We start from the raw sequence: 21,472 nt of genomic DNA on the forward strand, positions 1-21,472 counted from the left end.
GAAAATATTGGGAAATTTGCATGTTACGATTCGGGGGTCCGGTGCGCTGATACGCGTTTCCGGGGACTGGCACTGAGAGAAAAACCTGCCAGGCTTTGCCAACAACTATAGCGCCCCGAAGGCGAAATGAATTGAATATGCCGACCTTGATCGTGTTTTGCCACCTCCGTTGGGACTTCGTTTTCCAGCGCCCACAGCACCTGATGACCCGTCTGGCGGAACACTACGATATCCTGTTTGTCGAGGAACCGGTGTACAGCGAAGGAGAGGCATACCTGAAGAAGACGGCGGTGGCGCCGAACATCACGGTGTGCCGTCCGCATACCGCGATCCATGCGCCAGGCTTCCATGACGACCAGCTCCCGACCCTGCAGACCCTGCTGGCCGACCTGGTGCCCGCCGGCGAACAGCCGATCGTCTGGTTCTACACCCCGATGGCCCTGCCGCTGCTGCAAGGCCTGAACCCGTCCAAGATCGTGTACGACTGCATGGACGAACTGGCGATGTTCAAGAACGCACCGAAGCAGCTGCTGCAACGCGAAAGCGCGCTGCTGAACATGGCCGATGTGGTCTTCACCGGCGGCCCGAGCCTGTACCAATCCAAGCGCGACCGCCACGCCAACGCCCACTGCTTCTCGAGCAGCGTCGACGCCAAGCACTTCCGCCAGGCCCAGGACCGCGATATCTCGCATCCGGACCAGGAACACATCCCCCATCCACGCCTGGGCTTCTACGGCGTGATCGACGAGCGCCTCGACGTCGAGCTGGTCTCGAAGATGGCCGACGCCCATCCTGAATGGCAGATCGTGATGGTCGGCCCGGTCGTGAAGATCGACCCGGCCTCGCTGCCGAAGCAGCCGAACGTGCACTACATGGGCCAGCGCGGCTACGACCAGCTGCCGCAGTTCCTGGCCGGCTGGGATGTCTGCCTGCTGCCGTTCGCCATGAACGACTCGACCAAGTTCATCTCGCCGACCAAGGTGCTGGAGTATATGGCAGCCGAACTGCCGGCTGTCTCGACCCCGATCACCGACGTCAAGGTCCCGTACGGCGACGTGGTGGCCGTGGCCGCGACCGCGGAAGAATTCATCGCCGCCTGCGAACGCCAGCTCGCGCTCACCGAAGCCGAGCGCCAGGCGATGGCCAAGCGCATGCGCGAAGTGGTCGCCGGCACCTCCTGGGACCTGACCGCATCCCGCATGCACGAGCTGATCGAACAGGCCGTCCCGGGCCGCCACGCGCGCCTGCCGGCCGCCCCGGACGCCGCCCGCGCGGACGTGCTGCCGGTGAAATCGGCCAAGGTGCCGGTCGCGAAGACGGCCTGACAGGGTAAGCGGCCAGCGCACGGGTGACCGGGCGCTGGCTGGCGACGGCGCGGCGGCGGTTCCCTCGGGGGCCGCCGCCGTGTTCTTTTCTGCTCCATCTTGTCGTAGGGTGGTCGGCTATGCCGACCGCGCGTCCAAAACAAGCCAGCATCACGGCTGCTCATACCCTTGCTGCACGCACGGTCGGCAAGCGTGATCTGGTCCACTGGACCAGATCACCCCTACAAAAACAACCGGCGGAGCATCCTGAGATGCTCCGCCGGCCTTGATGGTGCTGCGACGTTCAGGCGATCCGCTTAGCGGTTACCGCCACGTCCGCCGCCGTTGCCGCCGCCATTGCCACGATTGCCGCTCTGCTGGTTGCCGTCATTCTTGTGGCTCATGCGGCCGGCCTCGCGCGCTTCTTCCGAAGTGAACTCGTGTGCATTGCCCGATGCGTGGGCCGCGCGGCCGCCCTGCGAAGCGATTTCGCGCTGGCGCTGCGGGTCCATCGAGGCGAAGCCGCGGTTGCTGGAGCCGCCGCTTTGCGAATTGCCGCCGCTGCCGCTCTGCGCGCTGCCACGGTTGCCGCCGCCGGATGCGCGGCCGCCCTGCGAGGCGACTTCACGCTGCTCCTGCTTGTCCATGGAGGCGAAGCCGCGCTTGCTGTTGTTTCCCTGGTTGTTCGATGCCATGATTGATCTCCTTTATCGATGACAGGGTTGGTAGGTAGCCCTTCCGCCTGCGCCCCGCGTCCTGCGTGGCGTGTTCCGGAAGAGGTGAGACCATCATAGGCCAGCGGTCTCGGCCGGGGTATAGGACTGTCCGGCCCGGCGCTGTAGGACCGCTCCGGCGCATACGAACGGGGCCTAATGCTTTGTCAGAACGCCAGCGGCATCGGCCGGCGGCCAGCCTCCGGCCGGGTCGCGGTGGTCGGCCACGCGCACCACCGACAGCGGGTGCGCGAACTGGATGCCCTCGCGCTGGAAGGCGCGGTAGATGTGCAGCAGGATGTCCTGCTGGGCGTCCATGTGCAGGATGTAGTCCGGGCTCTTGAAGTGGTAGACCACCTCGAAGTCGAGCGACCAGTCGCCGTAGCGGAAGAAGTGGGCGCGCTCGAAGTTGACGTCGCTGCGCGCCGCGACGATCTCGCGGATCATGGCCGGGATGGCCGTCACCTGGGCTTCGCTGGTGCCGTAGGCCACGCGCAGCACAAAGGCGACGCGGCGCGATTCCATGCGCTTGTGGTTGTGGATCCGGCTCCTGAGCAGCTCCCCGTTGGAGAACACGATCTGCTCGCCGCCCAGGCCGCGCAGGCGTGTCGTCTTCAGGCCGATGTATTCGACCGCGCCCAGGGCGTCGCCGACGATGATGAAGTCGCCGACTTCGAAGGGCTTGTCGAGCATGATCGAGAGCGAGGCGAACAGGTCGCCGAGGATGTTCTGGGTGGCCAGGGCCACCGCGATGCCGCCGATGCCCAGGCTCGCTACCAGGGTGGTGATGTTGAAGCCGAAGTTATCCAGCATCATGAGGAAGGCCACGGTCCACACCAACAGGCGCAGCATGAAGAACAGGATCGTGCTGGAAGCCTTGCGCGCGCCGTCGCCCGGGGTGGCAAGCAGCTGGCTGCGCCAGCCGCGCAGTGCGGTGTCGCCCCAGATGCCCAGCTGCAGGACCAGTCCGGCCACCGCGATGCGCGACACCACCAGGCGCCAGCTTTCCGGCATCACCAGGAAGATGCTGCCGAGGTAGATGCCGATCGCCAGTTGCGGCGTGATGAAGGTGCGGCGCAGCATCTTGACTACCAGGTCGTCGACCCGGGTGACGGTGCGCTGCGACAGGTCGCCCAGGCGGCGCAGGACGATCATGCGCAAGAAGAACATTGCCGCGGTCGCGCCGATGCAGACGCCGAGGGCCAGCGCCCAGTTTTCCAGATCATTATTGTGCAACAAGAATTCCATCCGCTACCCCATCTGCATGACAGCCAAAAGGGGACAGTGTGCGGTCCGGGCGGCTTGCGGCGCGCACAATTGACAGTGCCCGTGGCAGGCCGATACAGTAAGTCCACCACATTACCCAAGCTGCCCGCGGGCGGCATCGCATGGCCAAACATACCGTCTCCTGCGGCACCCTGATCGTCAACCCGCGGCGCGAGCTGCTGCTGTGCCACGTGACCCACACACCGAAATGGGATATCCCGAAGGGCATGCGCGACCCCGGCGAGACCGAGCTGGAAGCGGCGATGCGCGAACTGCGCGAAGAAACCGGCCTGCTGTTCGAGGCCGCGGCCTTTCGCGAGCTCGGCCCCTTCGCTTACCGCCGCGACAAGCGCCTGCACCTGTTCATGGTCGAATCCGGGCCCGGCCTCGACAGCCTTGCGCACCTGCACTCCAGCACGAGCTTCCCGCACCACGTGACGGGCGTGCCGACGCCCGAGATGGACGGCTACCGCTGGGCGAGGCGGGACGAAGTGGGCGGCCTGTGCTGGCCGCGCATGGGCGAAGTGCTGCTGTCGATCGACTGGTGAAACATCGCCGTTCGTAGGGTGGGCGGATCTTCCGCCCACGCGGTCAAGCAGCAAAGTCCTCTACCGCGTGGGCGGAGAATCCGCCCACCCTACATCAAGGCAGGTGCCCGAATCTCAGCCCAATCTCAGGCCAGCACTTCCTCGATCGCCGCCGTGGTGGCGGGCTTGGTGAGGTGGTGGTCAAAGCCGGCGCGGGCGGTGCGCTCGCGGTCGGCCACGCCGCCCCAGCCGGTCAGCGCTACCAGGCGCACCCCGGCGTAGGCCGGTTCGCTGCGGATCGCGCCGGCCACGTCGTAACCGGACATCCCCGGCATGCCAAGGTCGAGGAACACGACTTCGGGCTGGAACCCGGCCATCATGCGCAGCGCCTGGTGGCCATCGTTGGCGACCAGTGCCTGGTGCCCGAGCTGGCCCAGCACGGCCGCCAGGGTCTCGGCGGCGTCGCGGTTGTCGTCCACCACTAGCACACGCCGCACGGGGCGCTCCTCGGCAGTGCCGGCTGATGGCCCGCTCGCGACGGGAGCCTGCTGTGGCGCAGGCGCCAGCGGCAGGCGCACCGTGAACACGCTGCCGGCATTGGTGCCGGCGCTGGCCGCGTGCACGCTGCCGCCGTGCAGCTCGACCAGGCTGCGCACCAGCGACAGCCCGATTCCGAGCCCGCCGGCGGCGTGGCGGCGGCCTTCGCCGATCTGGGTGAACATGGTGAATACGTCTTCCAGACGCGCCGGATCGATGCCGATGCCGTTGTCCGACACCGCAATCACCGCATCGACGCCGTCACGCTCGGCCGCCAGCACGATGCTGCCGCCGCGCGGCGTGTAGCGGGCCGCGTTGTTGAGCAGGTTCGACACCACCTGGGTCAGGCGGGTGGCGTCGGCGTCCACCACCAGCGCTTCGTGCGGCAGGCGCAGGTCGATGTGGTGGCGCGCCGCCTCGATCAGCGGCATGCTGGTCTCGACCGCCGCCGACAGTACGCCGGCCAGGTCGATGCGCTCGCGCTTGAGCGCGATCTGGCCGCGCGTGATGCGGGCCACGTCGAGCAGGTCGTCGACCAGGTGGACCAGCTGGCCGAGCTGGCGGTCCATGATCTCGTGGATGCGCGCCACCGCGGCTGGATCGGCCTGGTGGCCGCCTTCGCTGCGGATGAACTGCAGGCCGCTGCGCAGCGGGGCCAGCGGATTGCGCAGCTCGTGGGCGAGGGTGGCCAGGAACTCGGTCTTGATCCGGTTGGCTTCCTCCAGGTCGGCCGCCATCTTGCGCAGCGCTTCCTCACTCCTGCGGCGCTCGGTGATGTCGTTGAATACCACCGCCACGCGGTGCTGCTCGGGCGGGCCGATGCGGGCGGCATACACGTCGAACCAGCGCCCCAGCTCGCGCGCCTCGTTCATGTAGCGCACGGGCTCGCCGGTGGCGACCACGCGGGCGTACAGCTCGAACCAGTGGCGTTCCAGGCGCGGCGCCAGCTGGCGGATCGTGCGGCCGACCGCGTCGACCAGGCCGGTATGCTTCTCGAAGGCCGGGTTGGTCTCCACGAAGCGGTAGTCGCAGGGTTGTCCGGCGCTGTCGTACAGCATCTCGATCACGCACACGGCCTCGTCGATCGAGTCGAACAGGGTACGGTAGCGTTCTTCGCTCAGGCGCAGCTGCTGTTCGGCTTCGAACTGGCGCGAGGCATCGATCACCACGCCCCGCATCCGCGTGACGCTGCCGGCGGCGCTGCGGACCACGTTGCCGCGCGCGATCACCCAGCGCCAGCCGCCTTCGGCGCGCACCCGGAAGGTGGCGTCATAGGGCTTGCCGCTCGCCACCGTATCGGCCAGGAGGGCCTGCACCACAGGCAGGTCGTCCGGGTGCACGGTCTCGAAGCAGCGCGCTGCCGATGCACCCTCCTTCAGAACATCGGGGATGCTGAACAGCTCGGCCATGCGGGTGTCGCCGATGACGCGGTCGGCCTCCAGGTCCCAGGACCAGATCGCCAGCTCAGCCTCCGCGATGATGGCTTCCAGGCGCGCACGGGCGTCGATGAGGGCCGCCTCGGCGCGGCGTCGCTCGGCCGTCGCCACGAAGGCGTCGATGTAGAAGCGCAGCTTGGCGCGCAGGATGACGGGGGACAGCGGTTCGGTCAGCACCGCGACGGCGCCGGCCTCATACAGGGACTCGACCGGGAAGGCGGTGTCGCCTGGTACCCCGATCGCCACCAGCGGCGTATGGGCTGAGCGCCGCGTGGCGCGCACCTGGCGCACGGTGGCGGCTTGCGCCGCGGCGTCGCCGGCATAGCCGACCAGCACCAGGGCGAAGTCCTGGCGTGCTAGCCGCGCCAAGCCCTCGACCGGCGACCGGACATGCTCGATCGTTTCGCCGAGTTCGCTGGCGACGCGCTCCAGGACCTGGTCCGGCAGCGGGCGTTCGCAAATGAACAGCACGCTGGCGTGGCCAGGCGCCGTCAAGGGTGTCCCCAGCGGTAGGTTGATCGTCGCATGCGTGCTTCCTCCTCGGTCTGGGCGTCAATCTACGGTCCCGATGCCTTCCTGTCAACGCCCGCGGGATGGGTAGCGCCGGGCTCGCGACGCGCCTTGGCGATTGCCAGTAGTATTTGCGCTCTCAGGGCAGCACGCCGGCCAGGCGCGCGGCCATAGGCCAGACAGAGGAGGAAAAAACATGGACAGCGGAGCAGCCGCACAATACGACGTGGCCGACATCATGCGCGGCATCTATGGGGACGGGATCATCGCCTGCCGCGGCGCCTTCAGCCGCGAGCTGATCGGCGAACTGCGCGCCGACATCGACCGCCTGTTCGAGGAAGCGCTGGGGCGCGAGGGCGGGGCGCTGAACCGCGGCCCGAACCGCTACTACGTCGAGGTGCATCCGGAGCGCCTACGCTCCTTCGTGACGATCGCCGCCCACCCCTGGATCCACGCGGTGTGCAGCGCGGTGCTGGGGCCGGAGTGGCGCATCGTCGAAGTCGGCTTCGACGTGCCGGGCCCGGGCGCCATGCACCAGCCCTGGCACCGCGATTTCGCCTCGCCGCCCGAAACCGTGCAGGGCCGGCGCCTCAGTTCGCTCGCCTTCAATCTCACCACGGTCGACGTGACCGAGGACATGGGACCGTTCGAGATCGCGCCCGGCACCCAGTGGGACCTGTATGAGGGCGACCCGATGTTCCCGGACAAGTCCCTATACCCGCGCTACGAAGCGCTGGCCCAGCGCAAGCTGCCGAAGGTAGGCGACATCTCGGCGCGCTCCGCGCTGACCATCCACCGCGGCACCGCCAACCGTTCGAACCTGTCGCGTCCGGTGCTGGTGGTGGGCGCCGACGCGCCGGACGCCACCAACGCCATCAAGCACGACCTGCAGATGTCGCGCGCCTATTACGACAGCCTGCCGGACGGGGTGCGCCGCCACCTGAACTGCCGCGTGGTCGACCAGCTCGAGCCGATCTACCAGGCGCATACGATCGAGGGCCTGAAGATGGGCGTGACGATGGGGGGGTGAAGTGGGGAAGGGCCGCTGCCGGCGGCCCAAGGGATTACTCTTTGTCCGGCACGCCCTGCGAGGGCACCGGGGTCTTGAGCGCGTCAGGCACGGCGTCGGCAATGCCGTTCTCGGGCAGTTGGCCGACGCGGCGCGCTTCGTCGGAATGCTGGTCGAGGCTCACTTCTTCGGCCACGTCGAAGCGGCCGTCCTCGGCGCCTTCTTCACCGGGAAGCAGGTTCTCGGAACGCTGGTCCTGGCCGCCGCCGGCGATCGGGTTGTCGTTTGGCTTGGCCGGGTTCTGTCCTGGCTGGGTGGGTGGGGCCATGCTGTCCTCCTGTTGACGGTTTATCATGGCCCATTATCGCGCCGCCCTCCGGCGGCGGGCGCACGCTAGTCGCGCCAGTCCTTGGGCGGCAGGTTCTTCTCCACGATCGCCCACACGATCAGCCCGTAGGCCAGCACCCGGATCAGGTAGTGCGCCGGCGAATCCTCGCCCGCCTCGTTCAGTACCGCCGAATACACGCGGTGCAGGCCTTCGATGAAGAAGGACAGGGCGAAGTACAGGAAGAAGCGGTCGCCGGTGTTGCGCCAGAAGCGCAGGAAGAACAGGGCGATGGTGAGCGAAGCCATCGAGATCGCGCCATACATCATCTGGATCATCGCTTCACTCCTTCTCGTAGATCAGGCCGTAGAGCAGCAGCAGGCAGGCGACCAGGGCGCTGATTACGCGCAGCGGCATGAAATCGACATTCGGGAACACGATCTTGTCGAAAATCAGGAACAGATTGTTGAACGTCATCACTGCGAAGCACAGCCCGCTCCAGAACAGGAGGCGGTAGCGCGTCCGCCGGTAGCTGGCAAAGAGCAGCCAGGTACAGGCCAGCGAGGTCAGCATGCACAAGGTATAGATGAGTTCGCCCATTTAATGTTCCTTACGCAGGCGGAAGGCGTCGGCGAACTGCTGCGCCTTCCGGTCCAGTGTGGAGTGGATCAGGTTGGTGATGTCTACCAGGTGGCGCGAATACAGCTCGGCCAGGTTGTCGACGCGCTCGCGCAGGGCCTCGCTCGCCGGGGCGTAGCAATAGCGTTGCGCCTGTGGCCCGGGGCAGGGCGCGGCCATGCCGGCCCGGCACAGCTCATCGAGAAGGCCCTGGGCCGTGCGTTCGCTAGTGTACAGGCGGCCGGCGAGCATCTCCCCGGTCCATTCCTGGCCAGGATTTGCACGCAGCAGCAGCAGCGCTTCGAGGAAGGGCACGGAGGGCACGCTCGTCAAGACGAAACGGCGCAGGTCCTCTGGGATCGGCTGACGATTCATTCGCTTCGGGTGAAATTTCCCAAAAGGAATCTTTTGTTGAGAAAGGCAAAAGTCTAACGTATTCTTGCTGGAAACGCATTTCCAATCGTGCGCATGTATTTTTGCGGTTGTGTTTGACGGCCCTCAAGGACGCTCGGCTACAATGCGCTATCGATAGTTTTGATTAGCTCAACATGTTCCACGCCTTACTGGCCCGTCTTGCGCGCTTCTCCTTTGCGGGCGCACTGCTGGCCGCCGGCGCCGTCCAGGCCGCCGGTTGTCCTTCCCACTACCTGGATGGCCGTGCGCCTGAAATCCGCAACCCGAAGCTGGGCGCCGCCACCCGCGAACTCTGTTACAGCGAATTCGGCGTCATGCATTCGGGCGTGACCCGCACCGCGCTGTGGTCGGCCGAACACCTCGCGCCGAGCCAGCTGGAGGCCGCCGAGGGCCTGGACCGCGACAATGCCTTCCATCCCGAGCCGCGCCTGCCGCGCGGCCAGCGCGCCGAGCTGTCCGACTATGCCCGCAGCGGCTTCGACCGCGGCCACCTGGCGCCGAACGGCGACATGCCGGACCGGCGCGCCCAGCGCGAGAGCTTCTCGCTGGCGAACATGGTGCCGCAGGACCGCGAGCACAACCGCCACATCTGGGCGCCGATCGAAGGCGCGGTGCGCAAGATGGCCAAGCGCGAAGGCTCGCTGTACGTGATCACCGGCCCGGCCTTCCTCGGCAACAGCCTGCAAAAGGTCGGCAACGTACTCGTGCCTACCCACCTGTACAAGGTGGTGTACAGTCCCCGCCAGAAGGCGGCCGCCGCCTGGTTCGTGGAGAACCGCGGCGACGCGCCGATCCAGGTGATCCCGGTGGCGGAGCTCGAACGCATCGTCGGCATCGAACTGCTGCCCTCCCTGAGCCGGCAGCAAAAGGAGCGCATGCTCGCGCTGCCGAAGATCCGCCAGGGCAAGAGCCGCGACCGGAACCGCTACTGACCGGAGAAGCCATGAGCAGGAAAAAAAGTTTTACCCCCTACGCCAACGAAGCCGACGTGCTGGAGATCGGCAATCTGATGCTGGAAAACCGTCTCGACCGCATCACCATCTCGGGCGACCTCGACCTGACCGCCGACCAGGCCGGCCTGGAAGCGGCGCGCCGCCTGCACGCGCAGCTGGGCGAGATCGTCGCCGCCCTCGAGGCGCGCGAGCTGCCGGAACAGCTGCCGCCGCCCGCCGTCAAGACGGTCGACAATCCCTTCTCCTGACCCTGCCGCCCCGGCCGGCATGCCGCCCGTCAAGGGTGTGCGCTGCCGGCGATGTTTGGAGTACGCTGGTCCGCTCTCGCATTTGCGATACCGAGGAGGCGGCAGATGTCCAGCAATTCCCACGAATCCATAGGCCAGGACGGTCTGCGGATCCCCGTGATCGAGGAGCAGCTCGCAGTCGGCACCCGCGTGGTCGACACCGGCCGCGGCGTGCGCATCCATAAGACCGTTACCGAACAGCCGGTCACCATCGACGAGCGCCTCATGCGCGACGAGATGGAGGTCCGGCGGGTGGCGGTCGACCGTGTGGTGGACGCCGGCGAAACGCCGGCGCCACGCTACGAGGGCGACACCCTGGTCGTCCCCGTGCTCGAGGAAGTGCTGGTGGTGGAACGCCGCCTGCGCATCAAGGAAGAGCTGCACATCACCCGCATCCAGCGCGAAGAGCGCTACCACGACACCGTCCCGCTCAAGGCCGAGCGGGTCGAGGTCGAGCGCTTCGACGACGCCGGCGCGCCACCTTCACCTTGACTCAACCCCTGTTTCCGGAGGTCTTACCATGCAACACACGCTTGTAGCTGTCTTCGACAACCGTACCGACGCCCAGAATGCCCTGAACGAACTGCTGTCCTCGGGCTTTTCCAGCACTGACGCGCGCCTCTCCGGCGGCGACGCCGGCAGCACCACGGCGGCATCGTCCGGCGCCGATGACGACGTCGGTATCGGCGGTGGCATCAAGAGCTTCTTCAGCAACCTGTTCGGCACCGACAACAGCGATCACGCCAACCGCTACGAAGGCGCCGTGACCCGCGGCCAGCACGTGCTGACCGTGACCGCGGACTCCTTGCCGGAAGTCGAGCGTGCGGCCGATCTGATCGAGCGCTACGGCCCGACCGACATCGACGAGCATTCCGACGGGGTCGGCTCTATGGGTGCGGGCGCGCTGCTCGCCGGCAGCGGCAGTGGCATGAGCTCGTCCTCGATGTCGTCCCAGTCGTCCGGCCTGCAGTCGGACACGCTGCAGTCCGGCTCGCAACAGGGGCTCGCCGGCGGCGCCTCGCTGCAGCGCGATACCGCGATGCAGACCGGCGCGACCGGCGCCAACATCGCCGCCACCCAGTCGATCCCGGTGGTGGAAGAACAGCTGAAGGTCGGCAAGCGCGAAGTGCAGCGCGGCGGCGTGCGCATCTATTCGCGCATCGTCGAGACCCCGGTCAATGAAAGCATCGGCCTGCGCGAAGAGCATGTGGACGTGCAGCGGCGCGTGGTCGACCAGCCGATCAGCCCGGCCGACGCCACCGCCTTCAAGGAGCAGACCATCGAGATGCGCGAAACCGCCGAGGAAGCCGTGGTCGAGAAATCGGCCCGCATCGTCGAGGAAGTCACGATCGGCAAGCAGGTCAATGAACGCCAGGAGCAGATCACTGACACCGTGCGCCACACCGAAGTGGACGTGCAGCGCGTGGGCGGCACCATGGCGCAATCCGACCTGCGCGACGACGACAGCTATTTCCGCAACCACTTCACCAGCAACTACGGCAGCTCGGGTGCTTCCTATGACGACTATGCGCCGGCCTACAGCTACGGCTCGCAGATGGCCAGCAGCGGCCGCTACAGCGGACGCCAGTGGGACGATGTCGAATCTGACCTGCGTACCGACTGGGAATCGCGCGGCGGCGCCGGCGGCGCCTCGACCTGGGAAAAGATGAAGGCGGCAGTGCGTCATGGCTGGGATCGGATGACCGGCGACACCGGCAGCAACCGGACTTACTGATCGCACAGGCAGGACAAGACGGCGCCTCCGGGCGCCGTTTTTACGTCGTTCCCACTGTCCGGTCAGCCGCGCGCGGGTACTGCCGGGTTTGGAGTAATCTGGTTCCGTGCACATGCGCGCCCCGGGTGCCATGAGCCGTCGCGACCTCGCCCCATTCGCCAGAGCGGGCCGGGGTCGGACTGTTCTGCTGCACCCCGCGCGTGCTTCGACATTCACCCCTTACGGAGGAACGACCATGCAACATACTCTTGTAGCCGTGTTCGACAACCGGACCGACGCACAGAATGCGATGAACGAGCTGATGTCCTCGGGCTTTTCGCGCGACGAGGTCAAGCTTTCCAACGCCGACCCGACCGGCATGACGGACAGCGTCACCGGACAGCCGTCCACCAGCCATGATTCCAGCTCCGACACGCTGGCCGACGGCACCGGCCTGGGCATCGGCGCCAGCATCAAGCACTTCTTTACCGACCTGTTCGGCGCAGACAACAGCCCCCATGTCAGCAAATACGAAGGCGCCGTCACCCGCGGCCACCACGTGCTGACCGTGCGCGCCGATTCGCTGCCGGAAGTCGAACGCGCCGCCGACATCGTCGAGCGCTACGGCCCGACCGATATCGACGAGCAGGCATCCGGCGCTGGCGCCGACATGGGCACCCTGGGCGCCTCGGGCGGCCTGTCCGAATCGATGCGCATGAGCGGCGCCGGCGGCATGCAGCAGTCGTCGCAGATGTCGGCGCAGTCCGATACCGGCTCCAGCCAGGGCGGCATGACTGCCACCGGCGCGGCGATCTCGTCCACGGGCGTCGGCGCCAGCATGGGCGCGGGATCGGGCCCGAACGCGATCCAGCAGCTCGACAATCCGGGCGACCGCAAGCTGTTCCAGCAGCAGTCGCTCAACCAAGCCGAGCCGATGGGCACGACCTACCAGGAGCCGCAGGGCAAGAGCGGCCTGACCGCAACCGGCGGCACCTCGCTCCAGGCCTCCACGCTGCAGGAAAACTCGGTGCAGGCGTCCGCACTCGAAGGCACCCAAAGCGACCGCAGCCTGCACAGCTCGGGCATCCAGGGCGGCACCCTGCAAGGCTCCTCGCTGGACGGCTCGGCCATGCAGGGCACCAGCGGTTCGATGCAGCGCGACACGGCCATGGGTTCCGGCAGCACCGGCTACAACGAAACCCAGCGCGGCAAGTCGCGCATCTATTCGCGTTCGCAGGATGCCGGCACGGGCGGCGGCAGCGGCCTGGCTATCGGCAGCAATTTCTTCGGCGACGATGACGACGCCTACCGCAACCACTTCCTCGCCAATTACAGCGGCGACGATTACGATCGCGTCAAGCCGGCCTATGCCTATGGCTCGGAAATGGCACGTAGCGACAAGTACCGCGGCCGCAAGTGGGACGAAGTCGAGAACGACCTGCGCAGCGACTGGAGCACCCGCAATGGCGGCAGCGCCGCCGGCGATACCTGGGACCGCATGAAGGCCGCCGTCCAACGCGGCTGGGATCGCATGACCATGGACCGCGACGACGACACGTACTATCGTAGCCACTACGACACCAACCTGAGCAATTCTGGCATGGACTACGACAGCGTCAAGCCCGCGTATTCCTATGGTTCCGAGATGCGCAAGAGCGAGATGTACCGCAACCGGCCGTGGGACGACATCGAAGGCGACCTGGCGCGCGGCTGGGATTCCCGCGTCACCGGCACCACCGGCACCACGGGCATGTCGACGTCTAGCACCACCGGTACCGGCGCAGGCGCAGCCGTCAGCGGCGCCTGGGACAAGATGAAAACCGCCGTCCGTCATGGCTGGGATCGCATGACCGACGACGAGGACGACGACCGCGAGTACCGCAGCCACTGGAACGCCACCTACAGCACCGCCACCGGCGCTGGCAGCTACGACGACTACAAGCCGGCCTACAGCTACGGTTCCGAGATGGCGCGCAACGAGAAATACCGCGGCCGCCAGTGGGGCGAGGTCGAGAACGACCTGCGCACCGACTGGGATTCGCGCTACGGCAGCGGCGACCAGTCGACCTGGGAGAAGATGAAGTCGGCCGTGCGCCACGGCTGGGATCGCATGACTTCCTGATCCACACGCTGTAGAAAAGAATCGGCGCCTGCGGGCGCCGATTTCATTTCCACATCTATCGAAGCGTCATGGACAGCCGAAGTCTTACGCGGCCTCGCTCAGCGGCAGGCTGATGCGGTTGCGCCCCATGTGCTTGGCCCGGTACAGGGCGGCGTCGGCGGTCGCGACCAGCTGGCTGGCGTTGTTGTCGGGCCCGGCAAGGGCGGTAGCGGCGCCGATCGACACCGTCACGTGGCGGGTCGGCGCGGTGGAGGGCAGCTGCAGCGCCTCGACCCGGCAGCGGATGCGCTCGGCGACGATGGCTGCGCCCTTGAGCGACTGGTTGGGCAGGATCACGGCGAACTCCTCGCCGCCGTAACGCGCCACCAGGTCATTGGCCCGCATTTCGCTGGCGACGGCGCGGGCGATGCGCTTCAGGCATTCGTCGCCGCCGAGGTGGCCGTTGGCGTCGTTATAGGCCTTGAAGTTGTCGACGTCGACCATCAGGAGCGATAGTGGCTGCTGCTGACGCAGGGCGCGCGCCCATTCCGCATGCAGGGTGTCGTCGAAACAGCGCCGGTTGGCGAGGCCCGTCAGCCCGTCGCGGGTAGCCAATTGCTCGAGCGCCACCTGGGCCATTTTCTCATCGGTGAGATCGCGCAGGGTCTCGACCACGGCTGCCAGCGCGCCGTCGGCCCCGAAAATCGGGCTGGCGTCGGCGGCAAGATAGCGCCGGCGCCCGGCGCGCGGCATGTCGAACCAGCTCTCCAGGCACAGGCTGTTAGGGGCGCTCTCGTTGGCGCAGCGCGGCAGGATGCGGCGTACGTCCTCGCTGCGGTTCTGCAGCACCAGGTCGGCCAGGGTAGGGCGGCGGTGGTCATAAAAGCTGCGCCAGTGCTCGCTCGTGCCGAGCACCTCATGGGCCGGCACGCCGGTGAGCAGTTCGCAGGCACGGTTCCAGATCATCACCCGGCCGTCCGTGTCCAGTACGAACACGGGGATCGACAGGGACGCCACCAGCTGACCGACGAAGGCCCCGTCTTTCACGAGTGTGGTCGGGGCGGGCGGGGTGCTGGGGCTTGCTGGACTGATCATGGTCTTCCTCTGCGGTTCCGGTCGTCGATTAACTGCCAACAGGAAACGATTCTGCTACCGCGAAGGTGCAACCTTATTGATTTGCAGCAAGACTCCAGCGCAAGCCAGTGGCGCGCCCGCCACGCAGGCGAAGAGCTGCTAGGCTGGCGCCGGCGTTCGGTACAGGGGCAGCGTTGCGCACAGCACCGTGCCGCCGCGCCGCCCCGGCGCCAGGGTCAGCGTGCCGCCATAGGCTTGGGTGCGCTCGCGCATGCCGTCCACACCATGGCCGGCGCTGCTCTGCCGCGATGCGAACGGACCGATGCCGTCGTCCTCGACCGTCAGCACCGCCTCGCCGGCTGCTTCGAGCAGGCTCACGCAGACCGTGGTGGCCCGGGCGTGGCGCGCCACGTTCGACAGCGATTCCTGCAGTACGCGAAACAGCACGGCGTCCCGCTCGCCGTCGCGCTCGGTGTCAGGCGCCGGGTCCTGGCTGGCGTCGAAGCGGTAGTCGAGCCCGTGCAGGCGGGCGAAGTCGGCCAGGTGGCGCTCCGCCGCCTGGCGCAGGCTCTGGCCGGCGGTGATCGGCCGCAGGCCGCCGACGAGGGCGCGCACGGCGCGGATTGCCCCATCGAGACTGGCGATCGCCGTGCTCAGCCTGTCGTGGGCGCCGGGGGAGGTGCCGCGCAGTGCGGCCTGCTGCAGGGCCAGCTCGGCCCGCAGCGACAGCAGCCGGTGGCCCAGCTCGTCGTGCAGGTCGCGCGCGATCCGGCTGCGCTCGGCTTCGCGCAGGCTTTCCTGCTGCCGTACCAGCCGGCACAGCACTTCGTGGCTCCCGGCCAGCGCGTTCTCGGATTCGGCATGGGCGCCACGCGCGGCCTGCAGCTGGCGTTCGAGCACGTTACCGCGCTCCAGCGCCGCCTGCGAACGGCGTCCGAGCAGCAGGGCCAGGGCCAGGGCCGCCAGCGTGACCAGGGCGGCGCCGGCCAGTTCCGGCGCCGCGCTCGGCTGCAGCAGCGGGAAGGGCAGGACCGCGGCGGCCGGCGCAGAGACGGCCATAGCGGCAAATGCTGACAAACATACTAGGAATGATGTGAGCTTGTTCATAGCGTCCTTCTGACGGGCATTCGGAACATTCCGTATGAAGGTACACCTTATTCCGACAGGAAATGTTGCTCATCCTCAATGCATACGAAGCAGCATGAGCGGGGCCCCTGCCATACCACCAGCCGGGCGGCGCGGGGTATAATGGAAGGTTGACGAGAGGCTTACCGTGACTTACAGCATCAAAGAGATCTTCTACACCCTGCAGGGCGAAGGCGCCCATGCCGGGCGCCCGGCCGTGTTCTGCCGCTTTTCCGGCTGCAACCTGTGGACCGGCCGTGAGGCCGACCGCGCCACCGCGGTCTGCCAGTTCTGCGACACCGATTTCGTCGGCACCGACGGCGAGCGCGGCGGCAAGTTCCGCGATCCGGATGCGCTGGCTGCCGAGATCGACGGCCTGTGGCCGGAGCTTCATCCCGCCAGCAAGTACGTGGTGTTCACCGGCGGCGAGCCGCTGCTGCAGCTGGACCGCCCGCTGATCGACGCGATGCATGCGCGCGGTTTCACGATCGCGATCGAGACCAACGGCACGCTGCCGGTGCCGGAAGGCGTGGACTGGGTCTGCGTCAGCCCGAAGATGGGATCGACGCTGGTGGTCGGGAAGGGCAACGAGATCAAGGTCGTCATCCCGCAGCTTGGCCAGGACCTGGCCGCCTACGAGCAGCTCGACTTCGAAAACTTCTACGTGCAGCCGATGGACGGCCCGCTCGCCGCGCACAACACGCGCCTGGCGATCGAGACCTGCCGCCGCAATCCCAAGTGGAAGCTCAGCCTCCAAACCCACAAACTCCTCCAGATTCCTTAAGAGATTTACAAGATCGCCCCCGCAATGTTGACCATTACCCGCAAGCTGGAATTCGATGCCGGCCACCGCATTCCCGACCACAACAGCCAGTGCCGCAACCTGCACGGCCACCGCTACACCCTCGAGATCACCCTGACCGGCGACGTGATCGACGTTGAAGGAAATTCCGACAACGGCATGATCATGGACTTCTCGGACGTCAAGACGCTGGCCAAGGAACACTTGGTCGACGTGTGGGACCATGCCTTCCTCGTGTACGAAAAGGATGACAAGGTGCGCGAGTTCCTGGCCTCGCTGCCCGGCCACAAGACCGTGGTGATCGACTGTATCCCGACGGTCGAGAACCTGGCGCGCGTCGCCTTCAACATCCTGAAATCGGTGTTCACCGACCGCTTCGGCACCGGCCTGCGCCTGCACAAGCTGGTCCTGCACGAGACCCCGAACTGCTGGGCCGAAGTCACCGATGCACGATAAGTACATGGGGCTGGCCCTGGAACAGGCGCGCCTGGCCTGGGCCGAGGGCGAGGTGCCGGTGGGCGCGGTGGTGGTCAAGGATGGCGAAGTGATCGCCACCGGCTACAACCAGCCGATCGGCCGCCACGACCCCACCGCCCACGCCGAGATCGTCGCGCTGCGCGCCGCCGCCGACAAGCTGGGCAACTACCGGCTGCCCGGCTGCGAACTCTACGTCACGCTGGAACCCTGCATCATGTGCTCGGGGGCGATGATGCACGCGCGCCTGGCGCGCGTCGTGTACGCGGCGGTCGACCCCAAGACCGGCGCCTGCGGCTCGGTGCTCGACCTGTTCCAGGAAGAGCGCCTGAATCACCACACGGTCGTCGAAGGCGGCGTCATGGCGGAGGAGTCGAGCAGCCTGCTCAAGGCCTTCTTTGCCGAACGCCGCGCCGCCGCGCGCAAGTTGCCGACCGCTGACGAAGCGCCTGCAACGGGCGCTTGAGGCTCTGCGCGGTGCGCAGTCGAGCGTAAGATAAATCGTACGCCCGCACGAGCGCACTGCCAGGATTGAAAGTGGTATGCTGGCCGCATGCCGCTGATGCGCCGAAACGACAAGCCGCCATGCCCACGCTGAATGCCAACGGAATCCGCATCGCCTTCGATACCGCAGGCGACAGAAAGTCACCGCCCCTGCTGCTGGTGCACGGACTCGGCATGCAGCTGACCGCCTGGCCCGACGAATTCGTCGAAGGCCTCGTCGAGCTCGGCTTCTACGTGATCCGCTTCGACAACCGCGACTGCGGACTCTCCACCAAATTCGAACAGGCCGGCGTGCCCAACCTGGGCCTGGCCTGGCTCAAGTCGAAGCTCGGCTGGCCGCTGCGCGCCGCCTACCGGCTGGAAGACATGGCCGAAGACGCGATCGGCGTGCTGTCGGCCCTGGGCCTGGCGCGCGCCCACGTGGTGGGCGTCTCGATGGGCGGCATGATCGCGCAAATCCTCGCGGCCCGTTACCCGCAGCGCATCCTGAGCCTGACCTCGATCATGTCCAGTTCCTGCCGCCGCGGCCTGCCCGGGCCGGCGCGCAAGCTGGGCAAGCTGCTGTCCAGCCGTCCTGCCGACCCCGGCAACATCGACAGCATCATCGAACACGGCGTGGGCATCCTGCGCGCGATCGGCAGCCCGTCCTATCCGACGCCGGACAAGCAGCTGCACAAGCGGGTGGCCCGCTCGGTGCGCCGCAGCTACTGCCCGGGAGGCATGGCGCGCCAGATGATGGCGATCGCGGCCTCGGGCGACCGCTGCGCGCAGCTCTCGACCATCACCGCGCCTTCGCTCGTGATCCACGGCGCCGCCGACCCGCTAGTGCCGGTCGCCTGCGGCGAAGACACCGCCAGCCGCATTCCGAACGCCCGCCTCGAGATCATCGAGGGCATGGGCCACGACCTGCCGCCGCAGCTGGTCGAGCGGATTCTCGCCTTGATCGACGCCCATGCCAGGGGTAAGATGTTGCCAGACTCAACACCCCGGCTCTTCGTCAAACAGTGATCACCCAACAACTCGGCATCGCCATCGTGGCCCCGGCCGGCCAGGCGCTCGACCCGTGCGCGGTCGACCGCGGCATCGCCCGCCTCGAGCAGCACGGCTGTCTCGTCCATAACTACTACGACCACAACGCCATCCACGAACGCTTCGGCGGCACCGACGAAGGGCGCCTGGCGCAGCTGCGCGCCGCCATCGAGGATCCGGACGTGCAGATCATCATGGCCCTGCGCGGCGGCTACGGCGCCACGCGCCTGCTGCCGCACATCGATTTCGAAGCGATCGCCGCCAGCGGCAAGCTGTTCGTGGGCTTTTCCGACATCACCGCCATCCACATGGGCCTCATGGCCCGTACTGGCGCGCTCAGCTACGCCGGCCCGATGATCGCGGGCGACTTCGGTTGCAGGGAGCCGGTCCAGTTCACGCTGGACAACTTCTGGCAGTGCCTGGCGGGCCCGACCCACACCATTACCGAGCGGGTGCGCGGCAATCCCTGCATCGAAGAAGCCGGCACCGTCTGGGGCGGCAACCTGGCCATGATCGTGTCGCTGCTAGGCACGCCGTACTTCCCGCAAATCGACGGCGGCATCCTGTACCTGGAAGACATCGCCGAGCACCCGTACCGGGTCGAGCGCATGCTGCTGCAACTGCACCAGGCCGGCGTGCTGGCGCGCCAGCGCGCCATCGTCCTGGGCGACTTCTCCGGCTACAAGCTGGCGCCGAACGACAATGGCTATGATTTTGACACCATGCTGGCCCACCTGCGCGCCACGCTGCCGGTACCGATCCTCACCGGACTGAGTTTCGGCCATATCCCGCGCCGGGTCACGATCCCCTTCGGCGCGCAGGGCAGGCTGGTCTCGCATGAAGAAGGTTTCACGCTCAGCCTGTCGGATTATCCGACGCTGCGCAGCGCCGCAAGCTGCAGCTGAGCCCGGTACGACACCCCTGGACGGCGCGCGCAAGTGCGCCGTTTGTATTTCTGCCCCTGGTGTCGCCCTGCGGCCCCCGCGATGGTAAAATCGCGGGTTATCCGGCAACTTCGTTGCTAACTTCGCTTTCAAAGGTTTCCTAGTGCTATCTACTGCCAATATCACGATGCAATTCGGCGCCAAGCCGCTGTTCGAGAACATCTCCGTCAAGTTCGGTGAAGGCAACCGTTACGGCCTGATTGGCGCGAACGGTTGCGGCAAGTCGACTTTCATGAAGATCCTCGGCGGCGACCTGGAGCCGTCGGCCGGCAACGTCAGCCTCGACCCGGGCGAGCGCCTGGGCAAGCTGCGCCAGGACCAGTTCGCGTACGAAGACGTGCGCGTGCTCGACGTCGTCATGATGGGCCACACCGAGCTGTGGAACGCCATCTCCGAGCGTGATGCGATCTACGCGAACCCGGAAGCGACCGACGAAGACTACATGAAGGCCGCCGAGCTCGAAGGCAAGGTCGCCGAATACGACGGCTACTCGGCCGAAGCGCGCGCCGGCGAACTGCTGCTGGGCCTGGACATCGCCAGCGACCTGCACCAGGGCCCGATGAGCGCCGTGGCGCCGGGCTGGAAGCTGCGCGTGCTGCTGGCCCAGGCGCTGTTCTCGAACCCGGACATCCTGCTGCTCGACGAACCGACCAACAACCTGGACATCAACACGATCCGCTGGCTGGAAGACATCCTCAACCAGCGCAACTCGACGATGATCATCATCTCGCACGATCGTCACTTCCTGAACCAGGTCTGCACCCACGTGGCCGACATGGACTACGGCACCCTCAAGGTCTACCCCGGCAACTACGACGACTACATGCTGGCCTCGACCCAGGCGCGCAACCAGCAGCTGGCCAACAACGCCAAGGCCAAGGAAAAGGTCGCCGAACTGCAGGACTTCGTGCGCCGCTTCTCGGCCAACAAATCCAAGGCGCGCCAGGCGACTTCGCGCGCCAAGCAGATCGACAAGATCAAGATTGAGGAATTCAAGCCGTCTTCGCGCGCCTATCCGTTCGTGCGCTTCGAAGGCGAGAAGAAGCTGCACCGCCTGGCCGTGGAAACCGAGGGCCTGTCGAAAGCCTACGACCGCCAGCTGTTCAAGAACTTCTCGATCATGGTCGAGGCGGGCGAGCGCATCGCGATCATCGGCGCCAACGGTGCCGGTAAAACCACGCTGCTGCGCTGCATCGGCGGCCAGGAGATTACCGGGCTCGCGGCCGACCAGGGCCGCGTGAAGTGGGCCGAGAACGCCAACGTCGGCTACATGCCGCAGGATCCGACCGAGGAATTCGCCGGCGGCGAAAACCTGACCGACTGGATGGGCCAGTGGACGCAGGAGGGCGACGACGACCAGGCCGTGCGTTCGATCCTGGGCCGCCTGCTGTTCGGCGGCGACGAAGTCAAGAAGTCGGTCAAGGTGCTGTCCGGTGGCGAGAAGGGCCGCATGATGTACGGTAAGCTGATGCTGGGCCGTCACAACGTGCTGCTGCTCGACGAACCGACCAATCACATGGACATGGAATCGATCGAGTCGCTCAACATCGCGCTCGACAAGTACGCCGGCACCATGATCTTCGTGTCGCACGACCGCGAATTCGTGTCCTCGCTGGCCACCCGCATTCTCGAGGTACGCGAAAACGAAGTCGTCGACTTCCGCGGCAGCTATGAAGAGTACCTGACCAGCCAGGGTATCGATTAATTTGTAGGGTGGGCGGGTCTCCCGCCCACGCGGTGATCGCTCAAGGCTCCGCTCCCGTGCCGGATGAACTTGATGCTACGTATCACCGCGTGGGCGGCGAA

23 protein-coding genes are annotated in these 21,472 nt (G+C 66.6%); 14 read left to right on the forward strand and 9 right to left on the reverse strand.

Translation table 11 applies throughout. The features are described from left to right. Nucleotides 1-203 precede the first annotated feature (203 nt). Nucleotides 204-1,325, forward strand: coding sequence for a glycosyltransferase (locus LK539_RS20625; RefSeq protein WP_227802942.1), 1,122 nt, complete (start codon nt 204-206; stop codon nt 1,323-1,325). 296 nt (nt 1,326-1,621) lie between these two features. Here LK539_RS20625 and LK539_RS20630 read toward each other — a convergent pair whose 3' ends face one another. Both LK539_RS20630 and LK539_RS20635 read right to left on the reverse strand, forming a co-directional pair. Further along, entirely contained in the window at nt 1,622-1,999 is a 378-nt protein-coding gene (locus LK539_RS20630) for a KGG domain-containing protein (protein ID WP_267877538.1), read from the reverse strand. A 174-nt stretch (nt 2,000-2,173) separates the two neighbouring features. Beyond that, on the reverse strand, nt 2,174-3,253 hold the full coding sequence (locus tag LK539_RS20635; RefSeq protein WP_227802943.1) for a mechanosensitive ion channel family protein: 1,080 nt from the start codon (nt 3,251-3,253) through the stop codon (nt 2,174-2,176). A 152-nt stretch (nt 3,254-3,405) separates the two neighbouring features. Between LK539_RS20635 and LK539_RS20640 the strand changes: the two genes are divergently transcribed. Beyond that, the gene (locus LK539_RS20640) at nt 3,406-3,831 is read left to right on the forward strand and encodes an NUDIX hydrolase (protein ID WP_227802944.1); all 426 of its coding nucleotides are present in this window, start codon (nt 3,406-3,408) and stop codon (nt 3,829-3,831) included. A gap of 125 nt (nt 3,832-3,956) precedes the next feature. Here LK539_RS20640 and LK539_RS20645 read toward each other — a convergent pair whose 3' ends face one another. Then, nucleotides 3,957-6,278 carry an ATP-binding protein gene (locus LK539_RS20645; RefSeq protein ID WP_227802945.1) on the reverse strand — a complete coding sequence of 774 codons (2,322 nt, stop codon included), beginning with the start codon at nt 6,276-6,278 and terminating at the stop codon, nt 3,957-3,959. A gap of 211 nt (nt 6,279-6,489) precedes the next feature. On the opposite strand from LK539_RS20645, the gene LK539_RS20650 reads away from it, so the two are divergent. Further along, on the forward strand, nt 6,490-7,323 hold the full coding sequence (locus tag LK539_RS20650; RefSeq protein WP_227802946.1) for a phytanoyl-CoA dioxygenase family protein: 834 nt from the start codon (nt 6,490-6,492) through the stop codon (nt 7,321-7,323). A gap of 34 nt (nt 7,324-7,357) precedes the next feature. Here LK539_RS20650 and LK539_RS20655 read toward each other — a convergent pair whose 3' ends face one another. From LK539_RS20655 to LK539_RS20670, 4 genes are all read right to left on the reverse strand, one after another. Next, nucleotides 7,358-7,630, reverse strand: a complete 273-nt coding sequence (locus tag LK539_RS20655) for a hypothetical protein (RefSeq protein WP_227802947.1) — start codon at nt 7,628-7,630, stop codon at nt 7,358-7,360. A 65-nt stretch (nt 7,631-7,695) separates the two neighbouring features. After that, entirely contained in the window at nt 7,696-7,965 is a 270-nt protein-coding gene (locus tag LK539_RS20660) for a DUF5985 family protein (RefSeq protein WP_227802948.1), read from the reverse strand. A gap of 4 nt (nt 7,966-7,969) precedes the next feature. Continuing rightward, entirely contained in the window at nt 7,970-8,227 is a 258-nt protein-coding gene (locus LK539_RS20665) for a DUF5985 family protein (protein ID WP_027864053.1), read from the reverse strand. Next, the gene (locus LK539_RS20670) at nt 8,228-8,620 is read right to left on the reverse strand and encodes a hypothetical protein (protein ID WP_227802949.1); all 393 of its coding nucleotides are present in this window, start codon (nt 8,618-8,620) and stop codon (nt 8,228-8,230) included. A 173-nt stretch (nt 8,621-8,793) separates the two neighbouring features. Here LK539_RS20670 and LK539_RS20675 point away from each other — a divergent pair, with 173 nt between their 5' ends. From LK539_RS20675 to LK539_RS20695, 5 genes are all read left to right on the forward strand, one after another. Then, on the forward strand, nt 8,794-9,591 hold the full coding sequence (locus LK539_RS20675) for a DNA/RNA non-specific endonuclease (protein WP_227802950.1): 798 nt from the start codon (nt 8,794-8,796) through the stop codon (nt 9,589-9,591). 11 nt (nt 9,592-9,602) lie between these two features. Further along, the gene (locus LK539_RS20680; RefSeq protein WP_227802951.1) at nt 9,603-9,860 is read left to right on the forward strand and encodes a hypothetical protein; all 258 of its coding nucleotides are present in this window, start codon (nt 9,603-9,605) and stop codon (nt 9,858-9,860) included. A gap of 105 nt (nt 9,861-9,965) precedes the next feature. After that, complete coding sequence (locus LK539_RS20685) at nt 9,966-10,391, forward strand: DUF2382 domain-containing protein (protein ID WP_227802952.1); 426 nt, start codon at nt 9,966-9,968, stop codon at nt 10,389-10,391. Nucleotides 10,392-10,419: 28 nt separating this feature from the next. Beyond that, entirely contained in the window at nt 10,420-11,634 is a 1,215-nt protein-coding gene (locus LK539_RS20690; RefSeq protein ID WP_227802953.1) for a YsnF/AvaK domain-containing protein, read from the forward strand. A gap of 235 nt (nt 11,635-11,869) precedes the next feature. Next, nucleotides 11,870-13,735 (forward strand): hypothetical protein, encoded by a 1,866-nt coding sequence (locus LK539_RS20695; protein WP_227802954.1) that lies wholly within the window; start codon nt 11,870-11,872, stop codon nt 13,733-13,735. A gap of 84 nt (nt 13,736-13,819) precedes the next feature. Here LK539_RS20695 and LK539_RS20700 read toward each other — a convergent pair whose 3' ends face one another. Beyond that, nucleotides 13,820-14,809 (reverse strand): diguanylate cyclase, encoded by a 990-nt coding sequence (locus tag LK539_RS20700; RefSeq protein WP_227802955.1) that lies wholly within the window; start codon nt 14,807-14,809, stop codon nt 13,820-13,822. Nucleotides 14,810-14,947: 138 nt separating this feature from the next. Then, nucleotides 14,948-15,847, reverse strand: coding sequence for a sensor histidine kinase (locus LK539_RS20705; RefSeq protein WP_227802956.1), 900 nt, complete (start codon nt 15,845-15,847; stop codon nt 14,948-14,950). A 214-nt stretch (nt 15,848-16,061) separates the two neighbouring features. Between LK539_RS20705 and queE the strand changes: the two genes are divergently transcribed. The 6 genes from queE to LK539_RS20735 all read left to right on the forward strand — a co-directional run bounded on the left by queE (nt 16,062) and on the right by LK539_RS20735 (nt 21,371). Beyond that, a complete protein-coding gene (queE, locus tag LK539_RS20710; protein WP_227802957.1) occupies nt 16,062-16,697 on the forward strand; it encodes a 7-carboxy-7-deazaguanine synthase in 636 nt (211 codons plus the stop codon). Between the two features lie 24 nt (nt 16,698-16,721). Continuing rightward, the gene (queD, locus tag LK539_RS20715; RefSeq protein ID WP_227802958.1) at nt 16,722-17,171 is read left to right on the forward strand and encodes a 6-carboxytetrahydropterin synthase QueD; all 450 of its coding nucleotides are present in this window, start codon (nt 16,722-16,724) and stop codon (nt 17,169-17,171) included. Beyond that, nucleotides 17,161-17,655, forward strand: coding sequence for a tRNA adenosine(34) deaminase TadA (gene tadA / locus LK539_RS20720; protein ID WP_227802959.1), 495 nt, complete (start codon nt 17,161-17,163; stop codon nt 17,653-17,655). The genes queD and tadA overlap by 11 nt, the downstream gene beginning before the upstream one ends. Nucleotides 17,656-17,774: 119 nt before the next feature. After that, nucleotides 17,775-18,701, forward strand: coding sequence for an alpha/beta fold hydrolase (locus LK539_RS20725; RefSeq protein ID WP_227802960.1), 927 nt, complete (start codon nt 17,775-17,777; stop codon nt 18,699-18,701). Then, nucleotides 18,698-19,627, forward strand: coding sequence for a muramoyltetrapeptide carboxypeptidase (gene ldcA, locus LK539_RS20730; protein ID WP_227802961.1), 930 nt, complete (start codon nt 18,698-18,700; stop codon nt 19,625-19,627). The genes LK539_RS20725 and ldcA overlap by 4 nt, the downstream gene beginning before the upstream one ends. A gap of 142 nt (nt 19,628-19,769) precedes the next feature. Next, nucleotides 19,770-21,371: an ABC-F family ATPase gene (locus tag LK539_RS20735; RefSeq protein ID WP_227802962.1), complete on the forward strand. Its 1,602-nt coding sequence runs from the start codon at nt 19,770-19,772 to the stop codon at nt 21,369-21,371. Nucleotides 21,372-21,472: the final 101 nt, after the last annotated feature.

The organism is Massilia sp. IC2-476 (genome assembly GCF_020707295.1).
Taxonomy (GTDB): Bacteria; Pseudomonadota; Gammaproteobacteria; order Burkholderiales; family Burkholderiaceae_D; genus Telluria.